The following is a 25,473-nucleotide window of genomic DNA, read 5'->3' as shown; positions in this document are numbered from 1 at the left end:
ACCTAATAATCTTGCTTCCACTTCATTCCATACCCTCGCTGGCTGACGGAAAACAGCGGCATCACGGTGACCGTGCCGGATGCGGGTTACAGCAGCACGGCCATTCCGCATTTCACCCATTCCGGCACGGGCTTCCAGTTGCTCAATAATCTGGGTAGCGCTTTTGGCATCACGGATTATGTCTGGTATCAGTTGCCGGATGGTTCCGTGTATGCAGGCGGCGCGGAGGCGGCGTTATTCGCGGGGCGTCCGGTGGAAATCCCCCACGCGTTCAGCCAGGGCAATGCGGCCGGAAATTCGATGACCATTCCTCTGATCCAGTCCCTGCGTCCGGGTGTGGAAGTGAACGGCCAGCGCCTGACGAAAGTCACGCTGACAAACGACACAATGGATATTACCTGGACGCCGCGCAATAAAATCACGGGCGAACCCCTGCAAAAATCGCCCATTCAGCGCCAGCTTGAAAGTCAGTTCCCGGAGCTGGCCAGCGGGCTGCGTCTGCCGAAAACGGCGCGCGTGGTGGCGGCGAGTGAACCCGTCTCAAGCGGCAATTTTGCCGATCCGTTCCGCCCCCGCTATGCCGTTGATGTGCAACTGCTTGACGCAGACGGTAACCCGGACAAAACAACCCCGGTTTATTCCGCTGTGCCGCTACCGGTTCCTATGGCCGGGAATGATTCAGGGATGTTCCAGTTTCCGCCAGAAGGAACGCTGGTCGAAGTGGGTTTCACAGGCGGCCGCCCGGATAAGCCGTTTGTACGCCAGACATTGCCGGACGGGACAAGCCTGCCGGACGTGAAGCCCGGCGAGCAGCTGCAACAACAACGCGAGGGTGTCTCGCACCGCGTTACCCAGGGCGGCGACAGATAAGACAACCGTGCTTGGCACGTCCACACTGATGGCCGGGGCTGTTCAGCAGGTCGTCACGGGCGATTATGCGATGGCCGCAGGCGGAAAATATCTGGCCAGTATTCAGGGTGATGCCGAAACCGAGATTGACGGGCGGCAGTCCAGCAGGATGGCCGGGAATATCGATATCGAGACGCGCGGCGCGCTGACAGAAAAGATTGCCGCACTGCGCAGGAGCGTGGCCGCTGGTCAGCAGGTGATTGGCCAGACCGTGCATATCGGCACAGAACAGACCAATGCCCTGACCATGCTACTGGACACTATTGACCTGCTGGCGGAGCTGGCCAGTCAGTGTGCCAGCCATACACACCCCGGAACGGGCGCGCCTGTCCAGTCTGGCGCGTTTACGCAGACGGCGACAAAAGCAGGTACAACCAGGGGAAAATACGCCGCTATCATTGCCTGAATGAAATCATCTTAGCCCGCCAGTGTGCGGGCTTTTTTATGCCCCTTCGCCAGACGCGCTGTGAGCGCCTCTCCCGACAGAACACCCGCGAGTAATCCCCAGAAACGATCAGACGCCCCCCGGCAGGCTGGTGCAGCCATACCCCAACAAAATAAAGACGCCGCAGACAAAAACGGCGCTACACCGCACCCGCCTGCGGTTTTTGGATCAGGTAATTTTTTCAGTTTTATTTTTCTTCAAACCGTACCGCCAGACCGCGCCAGTGCTGACGGCTTGCGCGAATCTGCAAACTGAAAACATTGAAAAAGATTTCAGTACATTTCAGCTTTAAGGATCTAAAAAGGATCGACTTAAAGATGTAATGTACTTAAATTAAAGGTTTTATTGACTTTTTTGTGACTTAAGTTCGATCAACAAGCTGAGTTGTTACCACAAGCAAAACTCAAACAATTCACAGATAGTGCAGTTTCTTAAATGGTTCAAACTAAGTTTAGTGCTGAAATTTGCAGTATGGCTTGTGGTAAGAATTGCAACCAAGCCTGATAATAGATTTTCATTGCCACGAAAAGTGAAACGCCAAAAACTTAAGAGATTTGAATATGAATGTACTTGCGACTTATGGAAAAGAGATTTTTTCACTTCTAGTTCCTGTTTTTACATTGATAATAAACAAGTTTTTTAAAAATAATGCGAAGGTTGTTTATGGTGAACTTCATCAGTTCACATTTCTTGTAAACGAAAAGTTTATAGATGGTAATGGCGATGAAGCTTTAGAAAAAAAAGTTGTTCATACTCAATCATATATCATTGTGAATGAAGGCAGAGAACCTGCAACTAACCTTGAGATTATTTTTAATTATGCTCCTCAGCAGCTCAATATATGGCCTGTCAGGCCATATACACAAAAATTAAATGATGATGGGCGCTACATTATGGTGTTCGATTTTTTGGCTACAAATGAGCTTACGAGATGTGAAATAATGTCAATAAATGAACAATTGCCTGAATTATTATCAGTAAGATCCAAAGAAGGAATGGCAAAAATGGTAGGGCTGATACCACAGAAAGTGTTAAATCCGTTGTTCATTAAGTTTATGGGTTTGTTAGTTTTTATTGGAGCAGCAACTTTAGTCTATTTTATTGTTATTGTTCTTCAATGGTTGCTGCTTAAAACGGGTTAATGGTGCAGTAAAAAATTATAACCGTATAGTTACATTCGCGAAGATATTATGGCAGACAATAATTCTCGTCTGAATATTGTCGCCATATGTATAGCTGTTGAAACTTAATTTTTGATTGTTAAGGTTTTTTGTTTCTGTTTGGCTCTTGCTGTTTTAAGGAAGTGTCTATGCGCTTTCTGTTTTTTGTTGCTTCTTTTAATACAGAGTTGATTCTGGAAGAAATACCTTGCGAATGACCGACCCCATAGACAGTGTTTTCAATTTGGAATGCTGTCAAGCATTCTAATGCGAGCTTAAGACTATGCTCTGTATGACAGCTCATGGAGTTAAAAAAATTGGAAGGTACTTGTCCTTCTCTTTCCCACCAGTCTTTTACATAGGCCTTTAACACATAAAGCGAATCGTAATAAACTATCAACTTAATAGCTTTGGTGCTGGCTAAGTCTTTGAATTGAGGAGCATTAGGATAGAGTAAGGGGGAGATAAGGTAGAAAATCTTCTTTTTTATCGCCAAGGTTAAGTACATTACGAATGCTCGGTTCTAAGGGGTAAGTCAGCGCGCCTTTTCTAATATATTCTCTGAAAGTAGCACCGTAGTTGACTGTTGCACGATCCTGAATATACAGAATTTTGGCTACAGTTCGCAAAAGTTCAGGTGCGAAGTACTTTTCAGCATCATTTTCTTTTTGTTTCTTCGACTCAATCTCTTTTTTACGTGAATTAAAATCTGAAATCCATGCACCAAGTAAAGAGGCTCCAGCACCGAATAATGCCCCGGCTACGGCAGAAAATTTTACTGTCAAAAGGAACATCATTCCTAGCGCGAAAAGCAGTACAGATGGCCCTAGATGAGGATTGGTTCTAAAAAAAGCGTTACTGGGTACACAACATCTTTCACTTTCATGACGGTTGAATCTCACGTATGGGCAGGGAGCCTTCCTCTTAAGGGCTGGGATTTAAGAATCTAGTGCGACACTTTTGCGACAATCACTGACAGGAAGAGAAATGCTAATGTAAGAAACTTGGCATAACTTTATGATTTTTAATAGAGAATTTGGTGGCCCCTGCTGGGTTTGAACCAGCGACCAAGCGATTATGAGTCGCCTGCTCTAACCACTGAGCTAAGGGGCCGTGGCGGGCAATTATAAAGTAACTTCTCCAGGCGATCCAGCATCAACATTCCATCTGGCTGTTTTATAAACAACGCATTATCAATCCTTTATACTTAAGTTCCGCATCCAACATCGGGGAAATAAATAGCCTCGATATTCTTGTGCCAGGGTTGCGCGTTGCTTTCTACAGAATGAATTCCGGCAAACCTTCGGGGAACACTTACAACGAGCAGTGGAAGATCAACTGATCCTGTGTGGCTTAGGTTCGGCTTTAAAAGCCGATGGCAGTGGGTAGCACGAGTGACGTTGAAACGGGTTAAGACTGCTTAAACATAATGATGACTCTTAACTCGCGGTACTCTTTGCTCCGTACACTGGAAACTTGGAAGAGAATCTCGCGTGTGTAGATTCCCGAAGACGACAACATTTTGCTATCGATGCGACTCAAATTTGGGAGCTTCGAAAGCTCAGCAGCCTAAACAGAACAACATACAAGATTTATCATGAACCACCCGCACGTGATTGGTGAGGCGCTATAAAACTAATTTTTGCACTAAAGCATCACTACAACTAATGAATGAAATCTATTTTAAATAAACATCAACTTGTTTTTTTTCAAGTTGGTTGATTAATGAGATTCTTAATTATCCTTTATCGTAATACGTTAGCTCAATGCATATTCAATGTTAAATGCAATATATTTTGGTTGTAAAAATGTATAAGTTTGGCAGGCGAAATAAATATCATGAAATATTTTTCATATCAATATTATTCATGAAATTATGAAATATTTCCAAGTTATTCATTTTGTGAATTTTAAATATTTTTAACTAACTGATATTAAAGGATTTTATTAATTTTTCTAACGAGCTCCTATAGTTATAGAACTTATTAATTAATATCGTTATATTAATAGATTATAACTTATAGGATCTATCCGGATACCTCGCTACATTTATAGCTGATTTGGAGTTTCAGTAAGTTTGTATCAGGAAGATACCTGCAATTTTTATCCTTTTGTCTTTACCTTCCTGTCAGGAATTTTATTCCCAAAATGCGAAAATTCGCCAGGTTAAAAAATTAGCAAGATAAATTTTTAGTTTTATTTATACGCATCCCCGAGCATGCTGGTAGCTAAAGCCAGGGGCGGTAGCGTGTCTCATGACATAAAGGTTGCATCACTAATGGCCAGAAGTGGGTTAGAAGTTCAGCAAGCGGCTGTGAAAGCGCTGTTCCTGCGCGAGATTAAAACGCGATTTGGTAAGTACCGTTTGGGGTATCTGTGGGCGATACTGGAGCCAGCGGCACATTTGCTTATTTTATTAGCACTCTTTGGGTATATTATGCATCGCACTATGCCTGATATTTCGTTTCCAGTATTTTTACTGAATGGGTTAATTCCTTATTTTTTATTTAGTAATATCTCTACGAGATCTATTGGCGCGATTGAGGCTAACCAAGGGTTATTTAATTATAGACCAGTAAAGCCCGTTGATACAATTATTGCTCGTACATTGCTCGAAACACTTATATACAGCTGTGTATATATTGTTCTTATGTGTGTTGTAGGAGCATTTGGTGAAAAGTTTACAATTACCAGTATCCTCACTCTAATTCTTACCTGGAGCCTACTTATTCTTTTCGCTTTCGGTTTTGGCCTGATTTTTATGGTCCTTGGAAAAACGTTTCCCGAGTCCGAAAAATTCTTACCGATCATTCTCAAACCTCTTTACTTTATATCTTGCGTCATGTTTCCACTTCATGCCATTCCGAAGGAGTTTTGGCCGTATCTACTTTGGAACCCCATTATTCATGCTGTCGAGTTAAGCCGGGAATCTGTCGTTGCAGGCTACGTTAGCGAAGGCGTAAGTTTGAACTATTTGGCGCTTTGCGCTCTGGTTGCTCTCTTTTTAGGTCTGGCAGTTTATCATAAACGCGAAGAGGCAATGTTAACCTCATGATCAAAATAGAAAACCTGACTAAATCATATCGAACTCCTAAAGGAAGGCACTACGTTTTTAAAGACTTAAACATCGAATTGCCATCGGGGAAAAGTATTGCGTTGATAGGGCGTAATGGTGCGGGTAAATCGACGTTATTAAGAATGATCGGTGGCATAGATCGTCCCGATAGTGGAAAAATTGTTACTGACAGCTCAATCTCATGGCCTGTAGGGCTCTCTGGTGGTTTTCAGGGAAGTTTAACGGGGCGAGAAAATGTGAAATTTGTTGCCCGGTTATATGCAAAAAAAGAAGAGCTAAAGGAGAAAGTTACCTTTGTAGAAGAATTTGCTGAGTTGGGTAAATATTTTGATATGCCAATAAAAACGTACTCATCAGGAATGCGTTCTCGTCTTGGGTTTGGGTTAAGTATGGCTTTCAAATTTGATTATTATCTGGTTGATGAAATTACAGCTGTTGGTGATGCAAGATTTAAGAATAAATGCCAGAGTGTTTTTAACTCAAAGCGAAATTCTTCTAATTTTTTGATGGTATCACATAGTTTAAATTTATTAAAACAATATTGTGATATAGCAATCTATATAGGAAAAAGCAATGAAGTAACTTACTTCGAAGATGTTGGTAATGCGATTGATGCATATAAAAAAGATGTTAGTAAACACAGTTAGGTAAAATGAATATGAAAGTTACTGTTATAATACCATTAAGAGTTACCGAAGGACTTTACCAGGCTGAAGAGAGGCTAAGTCGTATTATCGGAAACATACCATCTGAAAAATTTAATATTCTCATTGTTAATTACGGAACCCCTAAAAAATTCTCTAATATTTTAAAGGGATTGGGTTCTCATTCTCATTTGAAAATATTAGATATTGATATCGGCTCTCAAATTTTTAGCATAGGCCATGCTAGAGATTTAGGGGTTCAATATTCAGAAGATAATGTCGTTTTATTTAACGATATTGATTTCTTTGGAAACAAAGATATGTATGAACGTATCCATACTGAGGTCCTGGCAAGAGATATGGTTAATTCAATATACGATTTCTTTTGCGTTCCTGTCTTTTTCCTGACTGAGAATGGGACTAAAGAGACTTTATCTTCTTCTCATAATTCAGAATGTAGTGAAAATAACTTTATACATAGAAAAATTTATGAATCACATAAAGATTTTGTAGCGTTTCCCGCTTATGGCAGTTCTGCGATGGTGGTTAATAAACATCACTATTTAGCTATTGGAGGGCATAGTAGGGAATTTTATGGTCATGGTGCAGAAGATTATGATGTATTACATAGGCTTAGCAGTTATTATGCTAAAGGCCCCAAGACTGCCGATTATTACAATAATACCAAGTCAAATAGCATTGATAATTATCGTGGTTTTAGAGCTTATTTTGCTTTATATGGGATAGATGTTTTTAATCGGGGGATCTTCTTTCAGCATCTGTGGCACCCTACGAGATCAATTCCGGGTTATCATCAAACGCAAAGGAATTTTTCTTTATTAGAAAATCTAATGAAGAAATTTGATCAGGATAAAGAACAACCTTTTCCTTTAAGTAACGCGAATGTTAAGAGTAAAACGTTATTTTTAATTGATACAAAATCTCGTACTTTCAAAGCAATAAGACATTTAACTCCACTTTTTGGTAGTTTGGTTTTTATGTCTGAGAACTTATTTTCGAATATTGATTCATTGTTGCGTTACATTAGTAAAAATGAAATTGAGAGAGTATTCTTCCTAAATCCTTATGGAAATGAGCACCGTTTGGCATTATATGCAGGTGTTAAAGAAAGAAATATTCCGTTTGTTGTTTTTGATCGTGGTGCTCTGCCAGATTCGTGGTTCTTAGATCATAATGGGTTTAATTACGACAGTAAAAGTTATTCGCCAGAGGCCTGGCAACGAAAATTAACTCAAGAACAAGAAGATGAAGTTGAAAATTATCTTTTCAATTTAAGGAATGGCGAGCACACATTAGAACATAATTCACCGAGAAAAACATCTGGATTTTTAAAAGAATTATACCAGATTGGTGATCGGAAAGTGTTATTCGTGCCGTTTCAAAGACCAACGGATACCGTTACAACCTATTTTGCAGGTGCTGCTGGATCAGTTGGTGGATTTCAGAGTTGGGTTGAATATATAGCTGAAAACCTTCCCAAAGAAGAATGGGTTGTAATTTGTAAGAATCATCCTCTAGAAAAAGATCTTCCTAGAATAAATGGTGTCTTATATGCAGAAGATGATACGCATATACATGACCTAATTGATTTGGCAGATAAAGTATTATTAATGAATTCTGGGGTTGGTTTAATTTCCCTCGCTTTTATGAAACCGGTTATTTGTGCGTCTAACGCTTTTTATGCACACGAAGGTTTAGCTATTCCTGCATTTGATGCCATGCACGCTCAGGAACTCATTAATAAAGATTTGCTAGTTGATAAAAGAAAGGTGTTGCAATTCTATTGGCATATGCTTAATAGAGTCTACTCATTTGGCCATTCAAATTACAAGAAAACAAAAGCAAGTGATGGTACAGAAAGGAAAATTATTAATGAAATTTTATTTAATAAAATTAACTATAATAATAAAACGATTATTTTAGGATCCTCTACAGAAGGGATTAGTCTGGATGCGCCGCTTTTTTACTCTTTTGGTGGTCGAGATAAAATTAAGGAAACACTCAAATCATCTACTGCAAATTCCAATGAAACAAAAATATTGGTCGAAAATAGTATCGTTAAAGATTCTAAATTCCATATTGAGAGTAATTCGGTAAATAGTGCCGGGCTTAAAATAAATAACCTAAAGGCAGAGAATCAAAAGATTGGAAAGCTTGGCAGGAAAGTGAGAAAATTGATAAGAACTCCAGGCGTCTTTTTTAAAGATGCCATCAAAAACAGAAAGAGTAATACTAACATTTTAAAAGGATGATATGTAATCGTGTCCATTTTTTAATTTTATAATCCCCTTTGCGGTTTATTTCATAACGCTTACTGCAGAATAAATATTTTTAAACGGAGGGTGCAAAAACTTTCCTGGAATAAAAAACCGAGAAGGTTAAGAAGAAAATAATCCAATAGTGATTTTTCAATTATTACCTTTGCCGGGTTTTATTTTATGTCCAATTTTGAATGCTCGCGTGAACAAAAAAAAGAGGATTGATTATTTCCAATTTCTGTTTTGTAAAATAAGTGGATGTGTTTATGGTTTAAGCTATTAGTATAATACACCGCATTTATCTGCGTATTCTCCAGCAAATACCCACGAAATTTCTTAAACAACTTCATGTCCGGCTTGAAGTTTGCCGTCCAGAACTGGTGCAAGTGTCCCTGATATGTCATCCCTTTGATGTCATACAGGGCGTTGCCCATCACCTTCAACGGTTTGTTATGCACTAACGCTGAAATTCCCGCCGTACTGTTAATAGTCACCACGCCTTTGGCATGCGTCAGTAATTCCGGCATCGGTAAATCGTGGACATAAATTATACGATTGATCACGCCATACTTCTTACTCAGCCGCTTAATCAAGGGGCCATACAGACGATGCCCGCGATCCATGGGGTGGTGCTTAACGACCAGCACATCGTCTTTCGGCGCTTTACGTGCAAACGAGAAGATCACATCGTTAATATAATCCCGGACATCAGCGTATGGGCTATGGTTGCGGATCTGACTATCGTTATAGACCTGCAAAATCGCAAGGTAATAGTGTTGATCGAGTGTCGTCTGCAGCGTCTCCATTACGCCACGTTGTTTCCAGCCATACCATTGCTTACGCCACCACGCGCGCACCCAGCATTTTGCTTCGTACCATGGTGAAAAAGATTTGTGATGGCGATAATGCAAGAACTCGTGTCTATAACGCCAGCCGACAAGATAATACCATGTCGCGTGGATGTAACGGCAGCCTGAGGACGGTTTCAGTGGCTGGGTTTCTGAGGGCGGGAAATCTGGCAAGCTCCGGTAAAAATCAGGATCACGGGGCAGGGGGGAGAAAGCGTTCACTCCGCCTTCTTCAAGCGTAATAAAATGCGGCCGCAGATAGCCCTCTTCGAAAGCCAGGAAACGAATACCTTTCGATTTCGCCCAGGCATGTGCCGCTCTGTGCAATGGACGGCAGTCACCGAAGCACAAGATGGTGTCGAACGGGTAAGCCTTCCAGGTCTCTTTCAGCCAGGTCGGGAATTCCTTCGGCGTTTGTGTATAAGTAAGATACTGACGTTGTCGACAATAAAAACGATCGCCACCATTAAATACAACGTTTACCGCTTCGCGTTCCAGCGTCTCAAGCCAGTTGGCGACATCATTGAAGAAAGGCCCCATTGGTCCTTGCAGCAGCAGATATTTTTTCCCTGCGAGTAATGTCTTAACGGTATTATTTTGCATCATCGTCCATGGGTCTCAAATTAACACTAACCAAAACGAACTTTATAAAACATCAATAACTTGCGGTACTGTCTGGCTAATCGACCAATATTTTTTTTCGTGATTTTCATTTCACCGCGTGGAGCGGTGCTCAGCCACATTACGGCGTCTTCTGCCTGCATTGGCTCCAGTCGCTGTGGATGGATATAAGTTGGATACGTGATAAGCGTTTGCCACACTAAATCCGTAAGACTGAGTTGCCTGGCGCGCCGGGGAATATGGTGCTCATCCTGAGTGAGTCCCCAGCCGGCATAAAAAGGCAGGCCATAGCAAAATACTCGCTTACCGTGCATTAAGGCTTCGAAGCCGGAAAGAGAGGTCATGGTATGTAACTCATCAGCGAGTTGAATGCACTGAATGATATCGGCATCCAGCGCCTGGCAGTCGGCCCAACGGGCGATATCTTCTGCCACGACTTGCCCTTTACGGTTGCCAACCAGCACATCCGGGTGCGGTTTAAAGACAACAAACGCGTCAGGATTACGCTCGCGTACCGTACGCAATAAATCCCGGTTGGTGTTAACAGACCGCGCCCCTGTCAGAATCGAGGCGTCATCCTCCACCTGTCCGGGTACCAGAATGACTTTTTTACCGGTCGCTTCGGGCGGTAAGTGCCACTCCTGTCCAAGGTTGTATTTACTGACTTTGTTGCGTACTAGTTGTTGCTGTAGGGCTTGCGCGCGCTCCCGCTGATGTTCGCTCAGACTGCTGGCGTTCAGCAGGTTTTCCAGATCGCTTGGACGGGATGCGTCGTAATAGATACCGGTTTTATCCAGCACTAAAGACAGGGGGGCGAGCAAATCGGAACCCAGGCCGGAGGAGCGGATAAACCCGTCTTCCATTCGCCACAGTGGAATGCACTGTGCATCTGCCTGCGCCTGCCATTTTTTCTCTCCCCTTGTACCCCAGACGATAAGCGCGCTGGCTTGTCGACACTGCTTCGCAAAGCGTACCCGGTTCTCCGTGGTTTTCATAAACGGCCTGAGTATTGCTGTTTTCCACAGGCTTAATCCCGGCGCCCATAGCGTGCCACGACGTGCCAGGTTGTGGTTACGCTGTAAGACCAGCCAGTCGATAACGCAGGCCAGCGTTGCAGGTTTTCCGCTTACCGGGTGTCGGTAACGGCAGTAGCGCAAGTAGGCGGCGGTAAACAGATTGCTCAGTGTGGTCGGTTGGCGGCGTGCGGCAAGCTCACGGGCCTTTGGGTGACGGTCATCTGTTAGTCCCCAGCCCGCATACCATGGCTGCCCAAAGCAGACGACGGGTTTGCCTGCCAGCAACGCTTCAAAACCATACTGCGAGGTGACCACATACACCTTTTGCATGTGCCGCAGTAGTGATTGCGGGCTGACATCTTCGGCAAATACGCGCACACGGTCGTCGGATTTCAGATTCGCAAAGTACCCCGCCTTTTTGTCGCATAGCACATCCGGATGCACCTTCACCCAAACCTCTGCGTTCGGATTTTCCTGCTTTGCTGTCTCAAGCATCTGCTGAAAGCTTTCCGGGCCGGCGTTGCCTTTGGTGACAGACATATCGCCAAACGTCTGGTCAATCACCAGCACGGCCTCTGGCATAATATCTGGTGCGACAAACGGCGGTGCCTGGTTGTATTTCGACAAATCATTGTCCACGATGGCGCGCATCATCGCCTGCGCTTCATCCACCAGTGGCTTATTGCCGTCATTATCTTTTACCAGGTATTCAAGCGAGCTCGGAACCGAAGCGTCGTAATAGATGCCCAAATGATCAACGACTATGGAGAGAGGCGGACAACCCTGAACGCCTAAACCGAGAGAACGAATAAAGCCATCTTCCAGGCGAATAACCGGGAGCCCAACGGATTGTGCCAGGGAAACAGGCTTTTGCGCACTGGGGCGGTGGCCCCAGACGGCGATAGCATTCACCTGCTCCGGAATGGTTTTATAAGGCGAAAGCCGCACAGTCTCTCCAGGCAGAAAACTGTCCAGATGCGGAATGCGCCAGATCCCCCCGGAATAAATACCCAGTATGTTTCTCGTTCGTTCCATCAATATCAATCCGTTGATTAAGGAAGAAAACGTTTTACCGCTACTTGTTTCGCTTTCCCCGGCACGCCGGGAAAAGCATCTGCTTAGATTGTCAGCACAACCTTGGCGGCAACGGCAAGCTGATAAAGAATGGTCGAAATACCACGCGTAACTTCAATGTTTTTCGATTCGTATTTCGGCAGAACCATGATTTCGTCACCGGGTTGCAGTTTTCCTGCATCGTCAGCATCAACCGACTCGCCGTTCTGGTGAATCACAATGATTTTTGAATTGCCGGATTTCTGCGTCAGCCCGCCGCATTTTTTGATGTAATCGTCCACATCCATTCCGTCCTGCCAGGAGACGGCGTTCGGGAACAGCACTTCCCCGTGTACCATAACCAGCGACGTTTTTTCCGGAATCATGATGACGTCACCATCTTCCAGCAGCACCGAGTCGATGTTGCTTTCGCTAAGCACAACTTGCCCTTTCGGAACGACAGCACGCGCTTTATTGACGAATCGGCTAACCAGTTGTGCTTCCTGCATACGCAAACGAGCTTCTTCCTGCGTTGAGGATTGTGCTGAAAGAGAGGCCTCTTCCAGTTTCTGCAATGACAGGTTCAGCATCTCTTTCTGACGCTCCGCAACAGATGTTCTGTACAACTGAATGGCCTTCATCTGCGACATGCTGTTCGGGCGGATCTGCGATAGCACCTGACGCATGGTCGAACCGTATGGCAGAACTATCGCATGTTCGCCGGAATGGGCGCCGTCAACACGCACCTGAATGGTGCCTGCATAACGGTCTGAACTTACGATAAGACGGTCGCCATCCTGCAGAGAGCGGCCAACTGCGGAGCTGAGCGGATAATATTCGCTACGTTTTACAGTGCCTTGCTGGCGGATAATGGTCATGTGGGTGGCGCCGGGTTTCGGACGCGCCCAACTGAGTGCCTCTGTGATCGGAATCGTACTGTTGGCGAACTCAAAGTCGTAACTGTTAAACACATCGCCTTCTACGCTGAATGTATGCTGACGTGGACCAACGACGATGGTATCGCCATCGACAAACTGCGACAGGCCCAGCTTACCGTTCAGCAGAAAATCGTACAGGTTCACGCGTGAGATAACCGATTTGCCACGTTTGACGATGATATCAACGTAGCTGCCGCGCTCACTGTCGACGCCGCCAGCTTTGCTCAGATAAGAGAGCAGGGAGTCAGATGCCACGCCACCATACAAGCCTGGGCTTCGCACATAGCCGGTCACGAAAACTTTCACCGGCTGAGCCTGCAGCAGAGAGGCATAGACGTTAACGTTCGACGTATAAACTTCTTTGATCTTACTGGTGACGGTATTGTTCAACTGCGCATTGGTCATACCCGAGACTTTCAGCGGGCCAATATTCGGCAGGAAAATATTGCCTTTCGGGTCAACGGTGAGCGCCCCGTCATACTGGAATGCGCCCCACAGTCGAATCTGGATGGTATCACCGAGACCAATTACATAGCCTGGGTTGAACCCCAGACCTGCGCCTGAAGCTGCGCTGATAGAGGTAAATAATTGTGCGCCGAACATGCGGCTGGGCAGTGCGGCGGCCACGGGAGGCGGTGTGTTGTCAAACCCGGTTGCGTTCTGAGTTTCTTCTGTCTTACCGGAGATAACCGACGGCAACGGCGCTGCCCCTGTCAGATTTGGATCGGCTGTAATCCCTGTCGGACCAGCCGCCCACGCCGCATGGCAGACCAGAAGGAGCAGTGCCGATTTTAATAATTTCATGTTCAACTCTGTAAAATTCACTGTGCGTCCAAAATTAGTCTTTGTGATCTTCAATCACGGCCAGCAGCAATTTGATGGTGCCGAAGAGTAGGCAGCAGACTAACAACCAGCTTGCCAGCAGGTAGCCGCTATTGGGGAAACTGGACTCTTCCGGTTGTTGCGGTGAACTGATGACCGACAACACTTTGAGTTTACGTGCCGCTTCCAGGCGTGTTTTTTCAATGGCTTTGATCGCCATTGTGTAGATTTCGGTATCGAAGGCGACGCGTGCTTTAATCTCGTCAAAGTCAGCCGCCATGCTGTTGAGTTTCTTATCGCCTGGCGCGGTGATTTTGCTCTGCTCTGCGTCGATCTGTGCCTGCAGTGCTTTTATTGAATTACGCAGGCTAATGACCTGGGGCGCATCTTCACGCAAGTAACTCAATAAATTACGCAGCTCGGCTTCCAGCTCAACTTTTTTACCTTGTAAGGTCATCACCAGAGAGGTGGCCGCAGTGGCGGAGGCTTCGGGATCGAGGATATTGTTCTGATTCTGGTAAGCCAGTAATTCTGCTTTACTTTTATCAAGGCGAATACGGGCCTGCTGTAGTTCTTCCTGGGCGAAGTTCAACTGCTCTCGCGCGATTTTATGGGAGAGCTCGTTAATAAAACGCTCTGACTCTTTCAGGACTGCTTTATTGAACTGCTGTGAGAATTCCGGCGTAAAACCCTGGGTCTGAATCGTCAAAAGACCGGTTTTGTCATCAAAGACCACAGAGATTCGGTCGCGGTAGTAATTGAGGAACTGTTCTGCCGTTGTGTCTTTAGATAGATGATGAATGAAGTCCAGCCCGCTATGGCTCCATGCATCGTGAAAATCGAGCTGTTTATCGAGTACTTTCAGCATATCTGCTGAGTTGATGTACTCCTTCAGATATAGCGAGTCTTCGGTGGAACTCGGGTTGGATGCACCCAGCAGCAAGCCGACATTCAGGCTGGCGCCTTCGATATCACTGGGACGTTTTACCGCGACCTTTGATTCACTCATATATCGCGGCTGGCTGAAAATCACCAAATAGATGACGAGCAGCGCCATCGGGGCGGCAATAACGATCCAGGCAAGATGCTGCTGGATCCAGGCAAGATTAAATTTAGCCGTACGTGCGCGTAACGAGGACGCCAGCAATTTTACTTTATGTGTAGACATGTCACTTTCAACGTTATTCTCCCTGGCAAAAATTTGCTGAGGGGAAGACTTTTTATGTCGGTATAAACAGGTGAGGTGTCAGTCGAAAATTCTGACTAAACCAATCACATCCTGTGAATTATCGGTGATGAGTAGGGTGGAGATGCGGTGTTTAGTCATCTTCTCTTCCGCATCGATAATCATGGCATCTTGCGGCATGGTAATCGGATTGCGGGTCATCATGTCTGCCGCGTTGCCGTTGATGAAATCGTCACATTTTTCCATGTAACGACGCAGGTCGCCGTCAGTAATAATACCTGCCAGCTTGCCCTTTTCTTTCACGGCCACCATACCCTGGCAACCGCTGGTCAATTCCTGAATGATCTGACGAAACGTCGCGTTGATATCTACAGAAGGGACATGTGACTGCATCACATCAGTCACGCGGGTCAACAGGCGACGGCCCAGTGAACCGCCCGGATGGTAGCGGGCAAAGTCGTCGGGTTTGAAGTGACGCTTGTGAATAAGTGCAATCGCCAGTGCATCGCCAATTGCCATTGTCAGTGTGGTAGAGGTGGTAGGTGCCAGATTATTAGGACAAGTTTCACTGGCCATGTTCAGCTCAAGAATAGCATCCGCGTGTTTTGCGAGCGTTGAGTGTGCATTATTGGTAATGGCGATGATTTTATTACCAAAATTCTTTAATGAAGGTACCAGTTTAAGCACTTCATCCGTTTCACCGCTGGCAGAGATCAGCATCAGCACATCGTATGGGGTGATCATCCCTAAATCGCCGTGGAAAGCTTCCGCCGGGTGAATAAAAAAGCTGGGGGTGCCGGTTGAGGCGAGGGTTGCAGACATTTTGCGTCCTACATGGCCGGATTTTCCCATGCCGGAGACAATCACATGACCTTTACAACCCACTATCAGTCTTAATGCGGTGCTGTACTCTTCTGCATCGATGACTTCTGCCAGATGGCGGAGTGCATCACCTTGCTCTGTCAACGTGCTGCGTACGCTGTTAATTAGCGCTTGCTCTTCTGTTTCCGTATTCAAGTTAAAATCCATTTTGTTTCCTGTTTGTAATCTCTACGTGACGGTTGGTATCCAGACCACAATTAACAGGCGCACCGTCACAGCAACCGATTCAGGACATACCACTCAGTTGCCATCCGTTTCCTTGAAGTGCAAAAAAATACCCAGTCGCCATGGTGGTGACGTTTACCAGGTACATTTTAAACTTGCGAGTTCGGGGACTATCTTTTATTTCCCTGCTTTTTAGCACAAGCGGCACTTATATACAACCTCAACGAATTTAATGATGCTGAGTTTAATAGCTTTTACTATCAGTCATCCATGATTAACTGGTTGTAAGTTTTGGTTTTTTTGTTGTTTGTTAATCTGGGTTGTAATTATTTCTATTACCTGCTTATAAATTTCAAAAACGTAATAAATTAATGTCACGTCGTAGGCTTATATTTATTTCATCAAGCGGTCTTGCTTATATATTCATGTTAAAAATATATCTAAGATAATGTAAAATAGTCTGACATTGATATCAGATTTTATTTTTCCATTAATACGGATAAAAAAACGCCACCCCGAAGGATGGCGTTTGATAAGGCGTAAAATGCGGACGAATTAATCGTCGAGGAAGCTACGCAGAACCTCAGAGCGGCTTGGATGGCGCAGTTTACGCAGCGCCTTCGCTTCGATCTGACGGATACGTTCGCGGGTAACGTCGAACTGTTTACCCACTTCTTCCAGCGTGTGGTCGGTATTCATATCGATACCGAAACGCATACGCAGCACTTTTGCTTCACGGGCGGTCAGGCCAGCCAGAACGTCGTGCGTAGCGGCACGCAGGCTCTCGGTGGTCGCAGAGTCCAGCGGCAGCTCGAGGGTGGTGTCCTCGATGAAATCACCCAGATGCGAATCTTCATCGTCACCGATCGGTGTTTCCATGGAGATCGGCTCTTTGGCGATTTTCAGCACTTTACGGATCTTGTCTTCCGGCATCAGCATACGCTCGGCAAGCTCTTCCGGCGTCGGCTCACGGCCCATCTCTTGCAGCATCTGGCGGGAGATACGGTTGAGCTTGTTAATGGTCTCAATCATATGCACCGGAATACGGATGGTGCGCGCCTGATCCGCGATAGAGCGGGTGATTGCCTGACGGATCCACCAGGTTGCGTAGGTGGAGAACTTGTAACCGCGACGGTATTCAAACTTATCTACCGCTTTCATCAGACCGATGTTGCCTTCCTGAATCAGATCGAGGAATTGCAGACCACGGTTGGTGTATTTCTTGGCGATAGAGATAACCAGACGCAAGTTCGCTTCAACCATCTCTTTTTTCGCACGGCGTGCTTTCGCTTCACCGATGGACATACGACGGTTGATGTCTTTTACCTGCTCGATGGTCAGGCCGGTCTCTTCTTCAATCTGCTGCAGTTTCTGCAGGCTGCGCTGAACGTCCTCAGACACTTCATGCAGTTTTTCAGACCACGGCTTGTTCATCGCCAGGGCTGCATTGAACCAGGTCTCGTTGGTTTCGTTGCCAGTAAACAGCGTAATGAAGTTTTTCTTCGGCATTTTGCACTGTTCAACGCACAGCTTCATGATAATGCGTTCCTGGGTACGCACGCGATCCATCATGATGCGCATGCTGTTTACCAGGTAATCGAACTGTTTCGGTACCAGTCGGAACTGTTTGAAGACCTCGGACAGCTGCAGGATTTCGGCTGCGGCATCAGCGTGGCTACGGCCTTTCGCTTTGATAGTGTCACGGGTTTTTTCGTACTGTGTACGCAGCTCAGCAAATTTTTCACGCGCCAGCTCAGGATCGATGCTGTTGTCATCGTCGCTGCTGTCATCGCCATCTTCGTCTTCATCTTCGTCTTCATCGTCGTCCAGCTCTTCCTGAGAGAGTTCAGAACCGACGTGAGTCGCCGTAGGTGCCAGATCTTCTTCCGCGTTTGGATCGACGAAGCCAGTGATCAAATCAGACAGACGAGCCTGCTCCGCTTCAACACGGTCATATTGTTCCAGCAGATAGGTAATGGCTTCCGGGTACTCGGCAACGGAGCACTGAACCTGGTTGATCCCATCTTCGATACGCTTAGCGATGTCAATTTCGCCTTCGCGGGTCAACAGTTCAACGGTACCCATTTCGCGCATGTACATGCGCACCGGATCGGTTGTACGACCGATTTCAGATTCAACACTGGAAAGAACTTGTGCAGCCGCTTCTTCTGCATCTTCATCAGTGTTATTGGCTGTTTCGGCAAGCAGTAGATCATCGGCATCCGGTGCTTCTTCCATCACCTGAATGCCCATGTCGTTGATCATTTGGATGATGTCTTCGATCTGATCGGAGTCGACGATATCTTCCGGCAGATGGTCATTGACCTCGGCATAGGTCAGATAGCCTTGCTCCTTACCACGTTGGACAAGAAGTTTCAGCTGTGACTGCGGGTTTTGCTCCATAAGACGGTATCCACACTTAATTCAAGAGGGTTGGTGTCGGTCAGCGAAATAAAACCGCCAACTTGGTGTAACGAGGGCTTACTTATATTTTTGCCGCTGCCTCTCAGTGCGGCTGCCGGGCGCTTCCCGAACGATTATCGGCACTTAAGCCGTTGAATTTACTTTTTCGCCAGTTCCTGGTTTAGTTGCCAGAGCTCCCGGCGTTCTTCGCTGCTTAAACCATGTGTGCGGTCACGAGCTATCAACTCTTCTTGCCGCTGTACAAGCATCGAATCAAACATATGATTGAGCGCATCGTTGAACGTTTTTTCTGCAATGTCTTTATCTGCTATATCGTCCCACATCGCCAGTTTTTCAAGGGTTGCGGCTTCTTTTGTTCCGCGATACTGTTCCAGCAGCTGCCCTGTGGTTAATCCAGGCTGTGACAAACAAGTGTTGACCAGTTCTGTAAATAAGCCAAGCCCAGCCATTCTGGATTTATCCAGACCCTCCAGCGGAGGCACTAACGGCGCGAGTTCCGGGCTCTGGACCAGCAATCCTATCAGTATACGCATGGTTGTGCGTTTTAGCTGAGGCGCCGGGCGGACCGTGGCATTTTCCGCCTGTTTTGGCATTAAACGATCAAGCTGCGCGTCGTCGAAGATGCCAATTTTGTTACCCAGTAACTGCCTGAGCTGGATACGTAGCGTTTCACCCGGAACCTGAGAAATCAACGGCAGCGCCAGCGCGGCAAGTTGCGTTGTCCCGTCCGGCGTGGTTAAGTCCGCCTGCGGCAGTAAGCTGTTAAACAAAAACGTGGAGAGCGGCATCGCCTGCTCCATCCGCGCTTCAAATGCTGCTTTACCTTCCTTACGCACCAGCGTATCCGGGTCTTCACCGTCCGGCAGGAACATAAAGCGTAGCTGACGTCCGTCGCTCATGTACGGCAATGCGGTTTCCAGCGCACGCCATGCGGCATCTCGGCCTGCACGGTCGCCGTCATAACAGCAAATGACGTTTTTCGTTACCCGAAACAACAGTTGAATATGGTCTGCTGTGGTCGAAGTTCCGAGTGACGCAACGGCGTAGTTAATGCCATATTGCGCCAGCGCAACCACATCCATGTAACCTTCCACGACTAACAGCCGCTGCGGTTCATCATTGTCCTGCTGCGCTTCATAAAGCCCGTATAACTGGCGGCCTTTATGGAAAATATCGGTCTCTGGTGAGTTGAGATATTTGGGGGTATCGTTACCCAGCACCCGGCCACCAAATCCCATTACCCGACCACGCTTGTCGCGGATGGGGAACATCACCCGTTCGCGAAAACGATCGTAACTGCGTCCCTGATCGTTAGTGACTAGCATGCCCGCATCAATCAAAGATTGACGATTTTCCTGATTTGCACCAAAACGCTTTAAAACGTTGTCCCAGCCGGGAGGGGCGTAACCAATCGCAAAACGGGCGATGACATCGCTGCTTAAACCGCGCCTTTCCAGATACTGGCGCGCCGGTTCAGCGGCAGGTTGCATCAGGGATTGCTGATAAAACGCATTCAGGCCATCCATCAACTGATAGAGACTTTGCCGCTGGTGGCGCTCTATCTGACTTGGCCCGTTGCCTGCTTCATAGGGCACTTCCAGGTTATGCATGGCGGCCAGCTCTTCGACGGTTTCCACAAACTCGAGCTTGTCGTAGTTCATGAGAAAGTCGATCGCGTTGCCGTGCGCCCCACAGCCGAAGCAGTGATAAAACTGTTTTTCACCGTTTACGGTGAAGGAAGGACTTTTTTCGTTATGGAATGGACAGCATGCGTGCCAGTTCTTGCCCTGCTTTTTCAGTTTCACACGCGCATCGATCAGATCGATGATGTCGGTGCGAGCCAGCAGGTCATTGATGAAAACGCGTGGAATTCGTCCAGCCATATGCCCCATAATTACACTTTGTCAGTCGAACTGCCTCTGCGTTGGCTACGATCGTTCACTCCTGTCACTGACTGACTACAGTAAGCTCAGGGAATTCACGCTCTTGCCACCTTGATGCATCCTGAATGATTTTGTGTACTTGCTAATGCATAAACGAAAATAAGCCGCGCATTCCTTTCGGAAGCACGGCCTTACAACTACAACTCGGTCTGAAACTGAGAGCTAAACTCTCAGAAGTCTTAGTACAGACGAGTGCGGCGTGCGTTTTCGCGAGCCAGTTTCTTCGCGTGACGTTTCACAGCAGAAGCTTTAGCGCGCTTACGTTCGGTAGTCGGTTTTTCATAGAACTCACGACGACGAACTTCCGCCAGAACACCTGCTTTTTCGCAGGAACGCTTGAAGCGACGCAGTGCTACGTCGAACGGCTCGTTTTCACGTACTTTAATTACCGGCATGTGCCTCTCACCTTTGATAAATTCGGTTTGCCGCTGGCGTCAACGCCAGCTTATTTCAAAATGGTGCGGAATTTTACTTCAACAGTTGCTGCTTTGTAAAGCACCGCTGCCTTTTTTGAAAGGGACTTTTGTAAGGGTGGGGAGTATACACGAACTCCTTCAAGGGGGTGAGTAAAGTTTACAACAAGGGGCATTGATCCTACACTGCGCGGCATTGAAGCGAGGTAAAAAACAGCCATGCGTGTACTGGGAATTGAAACATCCTGCGATGAAACCGGCATCGCTATTTATGACGACAAGAACGGCCTTTTAGCCAACCAATTGTATAGTCAGGTAAAACTGCATGCCGACTACGGCGGCGTTGTGCCTGAACTGGCCTCCCGCGATCATGTACGTAAAACCGTACCGTTGATTCAGGCGGCGCTCAAAGAGGCAGGGCTGGCGGCAAAAGATATCGATGCGGTTGCCTATACCGCAGGTCCGGGTCTTGTCGGCGCGTTGCTGGTCGGCGCAACGGTCGGCCGGGCGCTGGCATTTGCATGGGATGTTCCGGCCATTCCGGTTCACCATATGGAAGGCCACCTGCTGGCACCCATGCTGGAAGATAATCCACCGCAATACCCGTTTGTGGCGCTGCTGGTTTCCGGCGGCCACACGCAACTGATTAGCGTGACGGGGATTGGCGAGTACCAGTTGCTTGGCGAATCCATTGATGATGCCGCCGGTGAGGCGTTTGATAAAACAGCCAAATTGCTCGGTCTTGATTACCCAGGTGGCCCAATGTTATCGAAACTGGCGTCGCAGGGGACGGAAGGGCGCTTTGTCTTCCCGCGTCCTATGACGGACAGGCCCGGTCTCGATTTTAGTTTCTCTGGTCTGAAAACCTTCGCAGCGAATACCATTCGTGAAAATGAACCGGATGAGCAAACGCGTGCCGATATCGCCCGTGCATTTGAAGACGCGGTGGTCGATACGCTGATGATCAAATGTAAACGTGCGCTGGATCAAACAGGTTTTACCCGTCTGGTTATGGCGGGTGGCGTTAGCGCAAACCGTACGCTTCGCGCAAAACTGGCTGAGATGATGAAAAAACGCCGTGGTGAGGTGTTCTATGCTCGCCCGGAATTTTGTACCGATAATGGTGCAATGATTGCCTATGCCGGAATGGTGCGTCTGAAAGCCGGTGGCGTTGCCGGACTTGGCGTAACTGTGCGCCCACGCTGGCCGCTGGCGGAATTACCGGCTGCGTAATCTATTCCCCCGGTGGCTACGCTTACCGGGGTTATCGTTTGGTTTCCCCCTTTTTATCTCTCCATTTCCTTGCCGCTGTCGTCCGCATCTCCACAGATCACTGACTATACTTTCCCCTTTGTGAGTCAAAATCGGCTGCCATAGCCGGCAGGGAAGTTCAGTTATGACGCCTCTTCTACATCACCGAAAGAGGAGACATTATGAAAGCTCTCGTCTGGCACGCTACTGGCGATATTCGTCTTGATGACGTCGCCGAACCACAGATTGAACAACCCACTGATGCGGTTATTCGTCTTACAGCCTCGGCTATTTGCGGTACCGATCTGCACTTTATCCGTGGCACCTTTAGCGATATGAAAGCGGGCACCATCCTCGGCCATGAAGGCGTCGGCATTATTGAGCAACTGGGCGACCAGGTGCGTAATTTTGATGTCGGCGATCGGGTGGTGGTTTGCTCAACGCTCTCTTGTGGCTACTGCCCTCCCTGTCGCAGTGGTAACACCGCGCAGTGTGATAATGCCAATCCGAACGGCCCACAGGCCGGTACCTGTTTCTTTGGCGGCCCGCAAGCGACCGGTCCTGTCAACGGCTTACAGGCAGAAAAGGCGCGTATTCCCTTTGCCTCTAATACGCTGGTAAAAGTCCCGCAGGAGGTCAGTGATGAACAGGCGATTCTTGTCAGCGATATCTTTCCGACGGGCTGGTTTGGTGCGGAGATAGCAGACATTACGCGCGGCGACACGGTGGCGGTGTTTGGCTGCGGGCCAGTTGGTCAGTTTACGATTGCCAGCGCACTGTTGATGGGTGCCGGACGCGTCATAGCCGTCGATTCACATGATGACAGACTGGCGATGGCGCGCCGACAGGGGGCCTTTACCGTCAATTTCGATAAAGAAGATCCGCTGGAGGCCATTGCATTACTCACCGGTGGGCTGGGTGTTGATATTGCTATTGACGCCGTTGGTGTTGATAGCGAGCACGCTCACCATGGCCCGGCGGCTCAGCAAGCCGAACAGAAAGCAGAGCAATACCGTCAGGAAGTGCAACAGGTGGCGCCGGACAATGCGGAGCATCAGCATGTTCAGGACGGAAACTGGGTTCCGGGCGATGCGCCGAGCCAGGCGCTGGAATGGGCGATTCAGGGGCTGAAAAAAGCGGGGACACTGAGCATTATCGGCGTTTATCCTCCCGCCGCGCAGACCTTTCCCATTGGTATGGCGATGAATAAGAATCTGACCATGAAAATGGGTAACTGCAATCACCACGCGATTATTCCGCACCTGCTGGAACTGGTGCGCATGGGGGCTATCGACCCCACCCAGGTGCTGACTCAGGTGGAGCCATTGTCGGATGTGGTATCCGCTTATCAACATTTTGATAAGCGTGAAACTGGATGGATTAAAACGGAATTGCTGCCTTCGCACTAACTCTCCGGCAGGCCGGGCTTCTGACACGCCCGGCCTGTTTTTTGTCGCTACGATTTTTTGCCCGGCAAAATTTCACTCATCAACTGGTTTGCCGTGTCGGCGAAAATCTTCCCGGCAGAGCGATCCCCTTTGGCCATTGAAGCCATAAAGGCTTTTGCCTGTTTCAGGGTGATGTGCGGCGGTAGCGGCGCCACTTCCGGATCGGTTTTCACTTCCAGTACAACGGGGCGTTCTGCTGACAAGGCTTGCTGCCAGGCAATCGGTAATTGTTGTGGATCATTCACGAAAATACCTTTGAGCCCCAGCGATTGGGCGAAGCGGGCATAACCCACATCGGGAATGTCCTGGGTTGCCTCAAAGCGCGGATTGCCCTCCATTACACGCTGCTCCCAGGTCACCTGGTTAAGATCCTGATTATTGAAGACACAAATGATCAGGCGCGGATCGCTCCAGCTTTGCCAGTATTTCTGAATGGTGATCAGTTCTGCCATGTTGTTCATTTGCATGGCACCATCCCCGACCAGCGCGACCACCACTTTCTGCGGGTAGGCAAATTTTGCGGCGATGGCGTAAGGTACAGCGGCACCCATACAGGCAAGGCCGCCAGACAGTGAGGCGCGTTGGCCCTGCTTCACTTTATAATCGCGTGCAAACCAGTTGGCACACGAGCCGGAATCGGACGTGACGATGGCATCGTCCGGCAGCAGCGGTGACATTTCCCAGACGACGCGTTGCGGGTTAACCGGTTTGGCGTCGGCCATCGCTCGTTCCTCAAGGGTCTCCCACCATGATTTCACCCCTCTGGCAATTTCCTCTTGCCAGCTACGGTCAGTTTTATGCGTCAGCAGCGGCAGCAGTGCGCGCAGGGTTTCCGCTGCATCGCCATGAAGATTAACTTCGACCGGGTAGCGTAGCCCCAGCATTGCCGGATCGATATCGACCTGCACCGCTCGGGCCTGCCCCTCTTTCGGCAGGAATTCTGTCCATGGAAAACCGGTACCAATCATCAGCAGCGTGTCGCAATTCATCATCATGTCGTAAGACGGTTTCGTACCCAGCAAACCGATCGCGCCGGTGACAAAAGGCGCGTCATCCGGTAGTACATCTTTGCCGAGCAGCGCTTTTGCCACGCCAGCACCAAGCAGATTGGCCAGTTGCACTACTTCCAGTGCCGCGCCACGGGCACCCGCCCCAACCAGTATCGCCACCTTCTTTCCGCTATTAAGAATATCCGCGGCACGTTGCAGATCGGCCTCATAAGGCACGATTTTCGGACGTTGATATCCCGCTCCTGAGTGGGTGAAACCATGGGTATGCGGCGGCGCCTGCCAGGGTTCGTCCTGAATATCCTTCGGCAATATCAGGACCGTTACGCCGTTTTGCGCCACTGCGATACGTACGCCGCGATCGACAAGGTGGCGTACCTGGCTGGGGGAGGCGGCTTCTTGTACAAAGTTCGCCACGTCGGCGAAAACACGATCGAGGTTTAATTCTTGCTGATAGCTGGCGCCGCGTGCGGTAGCCTCTGCCTGACCGGCGATGGCCAGCACCGGAGCATGGTCCATTTTCGCGTCATACAGGCCGGTCAGCAGATGGGTGGCGCCAGGGCCTCCGGTTGAGAGACACACGCCCAACTCGCCGGTGAATTTGGCATGTCCTGCTGCCATAAACGCCGCCATTTCTTCATGGCGTACCTGAATAAACTCAATCCCATTGCCCGCTTTGTTCGCGCGTTGCAGCGCACCGAGCACACCGTTGATGCCATCACCGGGGTAGCCATAAATTCGGCTGACACCCCAGGCTTTCAGGCTCTCAATGAAAAAATCACTGGTCATTTTTGTCACTGTGTTGCCCCCTGGCTCAAAAAGTTAATCGAGCGTTAAGGATAGACGACATCATCAGGATATGGGGGAGGGGCGCGGGACGTGGCTTAGCGCGCCGTTACGCCTGATGCGATACAGGCGTAACGGCAGAATTCAGTCCATTCAG

16 protein-coding genes, 1 tRNA gene and 1 pseudogene are annotated in these 25,473 nt (G+C 47.9%); 7 read left to right on the top strand and 11 right to left on the bottom strand.

The window, feature by feature from the left end:
* Nucleotides 1-39 precede the first annotated feature (39 nt).
* A pseudogene (locus IP582_RS25435) lies at nucleotides 40-1,315 on the top strand (hypothetical protein); the annotation flags it as partial.
* Between the two features lie 599 nt (nucleotides 1,316-1,914).
* Nucleotides 1,915-2,496 (top strand): hypothetical protein, encoded by a 582-nt coding sequence (locus IP582_RS21690; RefSeq protein ID WP_193794423.1) that lies wholly within the window; start codon nucleotides 1,915-1,917, stop codon nucleotides 2,494-2,496.
* 461 nt (nucleotides 2,497-2,957) lie between these two features.
* Here IP582_RS21690 and IP582_RS21685 read toward each other — a convergent pair whose 3' ends face one another.
* Entirely contained in the window at nucleotides 2,958-3,299 is a 342-nt protein-coding gene (locus IP582_RS21685) for a hypothetical protein (protein ID WP_193794422.1), read from the bottom strand.
* Between the two features lie 252 nt (nucleotides 3,300-3,551).
* Nucleotides 3,552-3,627, bottom strand: a tRNA-Ile gene (locus IP582_RS21680).
* Nucleotides 3,628-4,792: 1,165 nt separating this feature from the next.
* Here IP582_RS21680 and IP582_RS21675 point away from each other — a divergent pair.
* Genes IP582_RS21675 through IP582_RS21665 form a run of 3 tightly spaced genes read left to right on the top strand, consistent with a single transcriptional unit; the run spans nucleotide 4,793 to nucleotide 8,507 of the window.
* Nucleotides 4,793-5,569, top strand: coding sequence for an ABC transporter permease (locus IP582_RS21675; RefSeq protein WP_193796329.1), 777 nt, complete (start codon nucleotides 4,793-4,795; stop codon nucleotides 5,567-5,569).
* Complete coding sequence (locus tag IP582_RS21670; protein WP_193794421.1) at nucleotides 5,566-6,237, top strand: ABC transporter ATP-binding protein; 672 nt, start codon at nucleotides 5,566-5,568, stop codon at nucleotides 6,235-6,237. The genes IP582_RS21675 and IP582_RS21670 overlap by 4 nt, the downstream gene beginning before the upstream one ends.
* Before the next feature lie 11 nt (nucleotides 6,238-6,248).
* Nucleotides 6,249-8,507, top strand: coding sequence for a capsular biosynthesis protein (locus IP582_RS21665; RefSeq protein WP_193794420.1), 2,259 nt, complete (start codon nucleotides 6,249-6,251; stop codon nucleotides 8,505-8,507).
* Nucleotides 8,508-8,686: 179 nt separating this feature from the next.
* Here IP582_RS21665 and IP582_RS21660 read toward each other — a convergent pair whose 3' ends face one another.
* The 8 genes from IP582_RS21660 to rpsU all read right to left on the bottom strand — a co-directional run bounded on the left by IP582_RS21660 (nucleotide 8,687) and on the right by rpsU (nucleotide 20,806).
* The gene (locus IP582_RS21660; protein WP_193796328.1) at nucleotides 8,687-9,964 is read right to left on the bottom strand and encodes a capsule biosynthesis protein; all 1,278 of its coding nucleotides are present in this window, start codon (nucleotides 9,962-9,964) and stop codon (nucleotides 8,687-8,689) included.
* A gap of 26 nt (nucleotides 9,965-9,990) precedes the next feature.
* Nucleotides 9,991-12,015, bottom strand: a complete 2,025-nt coding sequence (locus tag IP582_RS21655; protein WP_193796327.1) for a capsular polysaccharide biosynthesis protein — start codon at nucleotides 12,013-12,015, stop codon at nucleotides 9,991-9,993.
* Between the two features lie 101 nt (nucleotides 12,016-12,116).
* Complete coding sequence (locus tag IP582_RS21650) at nucleotides 12,117-13,793, bottom strand: polysaccharide biosynthesis/export family protein (protein ID WP_193794419.1); 1,677 nt, start codon at nucleotides 13,791-13,793, stop codon at nucleotides 12,117-12,119.
* Between the two features lie 34 nt (nucleotides 13,794-13,827).
* On the bottom strand, nucleotides 13,828-14,979 hold the full coding sequence (locus tag IP582_RS21645; protein ID WP_193794418.1) for a capsule biosynthesis protein: 1,152 nt from the start codon (nucleotides 14,977-14,979) through the stop codon (nucleotides 13,828-13,830).
* Nucleotides 14,980-15,057: 78 nt separating this feature from the next.
* A complete protein-coding gene (locus IP582_RS21640) occupies nucleotides 15,058-16,026 on the bottom strand; it encodes an SIS domain-containing protein (protein ID WP_193794417.1) in 969 nt (322 codons plus the stop codon).
* A gap of 573 nt (nucleotides 16,027-16,599) precedes the next feature.
* The gene (gene rpoD, locus IP582_RS21635; RefSeq protein ID WP_193794416.1) at nucleotides 16,600-18,447 is read right to left on the bottom strand and encodes an RNA polymerase sigma factor RpoD; all 1,848 of its coding nucleotides are present in this window, start codon (nucleotides 18,445-18,447) and stop codon (nucleotides 16,600-16,602) included.
* Nucleotides 18,448-18,605: 158 nt separating this feature from the next.
* Nucleotides 18,606-20,351: a DNA primase gene (dnaG, locus tag IP582_RS21630; protein WP_193794415.1), complete on the bottom strand. Its 1,746-nt coding sequence runs from the start codon at nucleotides 20,349-20,351 to the stop codon at nucleotides 18,606-18,608.
* Nucleotides 20,352-20,590: 239 nt separating this feature from the next.
* A complete protein-coding gene (gene rpsU / locus IP582_RS21625) occupies nucleotides 20,591-20,806 on the bottom strand; it encodes a 30S ribosomal protein S21 (protein ID WP_001144069.1) in 216 nt (71 codons plus the stop codon).
* 237 nt (nucleotides 20,807-21,043) lie between these two features.
* Between rpsU and tsaD the strand changes: the two genes are divergently transcribed.
* Together tsaD and IP582_RS21615 are read left to right on the top strand one after the other, a co-directional pair.
* A complete protein-coding gene (gene tsaD, locus IP582_RS21620) occupies nucleotides 21,044-22,057 on the top strand; it encodes a tRNA (adenosine(37)-N6)-threonylcarbamoyltransferase complex transferase subunit TsaD (RefSeq protein ID WP_039078116.1) in 1,014 nt (337 codons plus the stop codon).
* 200 nt (nucleotides 22,058-22,257) lie between these two features.
* Nucleotides 22,258-23,484 (top strand): zinc-dependent alcohol dehydrogenase, encoded by a 1,227-nt coding sequence (locus IP582_RS21615; RefSeq protein ID WP_193794414.1) that lies wholly within the window; start codon nucleotides 22,258-22,260, stop codon nucleotides 23,482-23,484.
* A 47-nt stretch (nucleotides 23,485-23,531) separates the two neighbouring features.
* Here the strand turns inward: IP582_RS21615 and IP582_RS21610 are convergent, their stop codons facing one another.
* Nucleotides 23,532-25,328, bottom strand: coding sequence for a thiamine pyrophosphate-requiring protein (locus IP582_RS21610; protein ID WP_107223701.1), 1,797 nt, complete (start codon nucleotides 25,326-25,328; stop codon nucleotides 23,532-23,534).
* Nucleotides 25,329-25,473: the final 145 nt, after the last annotated feature.

Source organism: Citrobacter sp. BDA59-3, assembly GCF_015167655.1.
GTDB classification, from domain to species: domain Bacteria; phylum Pseudomonadota; class Gammaproteobacteria; order Enterobacterales; family Enterobacteriaceae; genus Phytobacter; species Phytobacter diazotrophicus.
Note: the sequence above shows the minus strand (reverse complement) of the source record. Positions and strands in the feature narration are given on the sequence as shown.

Coding starts and splice junctions, on each gene's coding strand:
- IP582_RS21690 (WP_193794423.1), top strand. CDS start 1,915: ATGAATGTACTTGCGACTTATGGAAAAGAGATTTTTTCACTTCTAGTT.
- IP582_RS21675 (WP_193796329.1), top strand. CDS start 4,793: ATGGCCAGAAGTGGGTTAGAAGTTCAGCAAGCGGCTGTGAAAGCGCTG.
- IP582_RS21670 (WP_193794421.1), top strand. CDS start 5,566: ATGATCAAAATAGAAAACCTGACTAAATCATATCGAACTCCTAAAGGA.
- IP582_RS21665 (WP_193794420.1), top strand. CDS start 6,249: ATGAAAGTTACTGTTATAATACCATTAAGAGTTACCGAAGGACTTTAC.
- IP582_RS21660 (WP_193796328.1), bottom strand. CDS start 9,964: ATGCAAAATAATACCGTTAAGACATTACTCGCAGGGAAAAAATATCTG.
- IP582_RS21650 (WP_193794419.1), bottom strand. CDS start 13,793: ATGAAATTATTAAAATCGGCACTGCTCCTTCTGGTCTGCCATGCGGCG.
- IP582_RS21645 (WP_193794418.1), bottom strand. CDS start 14,979: ATGTCTACACATAAAGTAAAATTGCTGGCGTCCTCGTTACGCGCACGT.
- IP582_RS21640 (WP_193794417.1), bottom strand. CDS start 16,026: ATGGATTTTAACTTGAATACGGAAACAGAAGAGCAAGCGCTAATTAAC.
- rpoD (WP_193794416.1), bottom strand. CDS start 18,447: ATGGAGCAAAACCCGCAGTCACAGCTGAAACTTCTTGTCCAACGTGGT.
- dnaG (WP_193794415.1), bottom strand. CDS start 20,351: ATGGCTGGACGAATTCCACGCGTTTTCATCAATGACCTGCTGGCTCGC.
- rpsU (WP_001144069.1), bottom strand. CDS start 20,806: ATGCCGGTAATTAAAGTACGTGAAAACGAGCCGTTCGACGTAGCACTG.
- tsaD (WP_039078116.1), top strand. CDS start 21,044: ATGCGTGTACTGGGAATTGAAACATCCTGCGATGAAACCGGCATCGCT.
- IP582_RS21615 (WP_193794414.1), top strand. CDS start 22,258: ATGAAAGCTCTCGTCTGGCACGCTACTGGCGATATTCGTCTTGATGAC.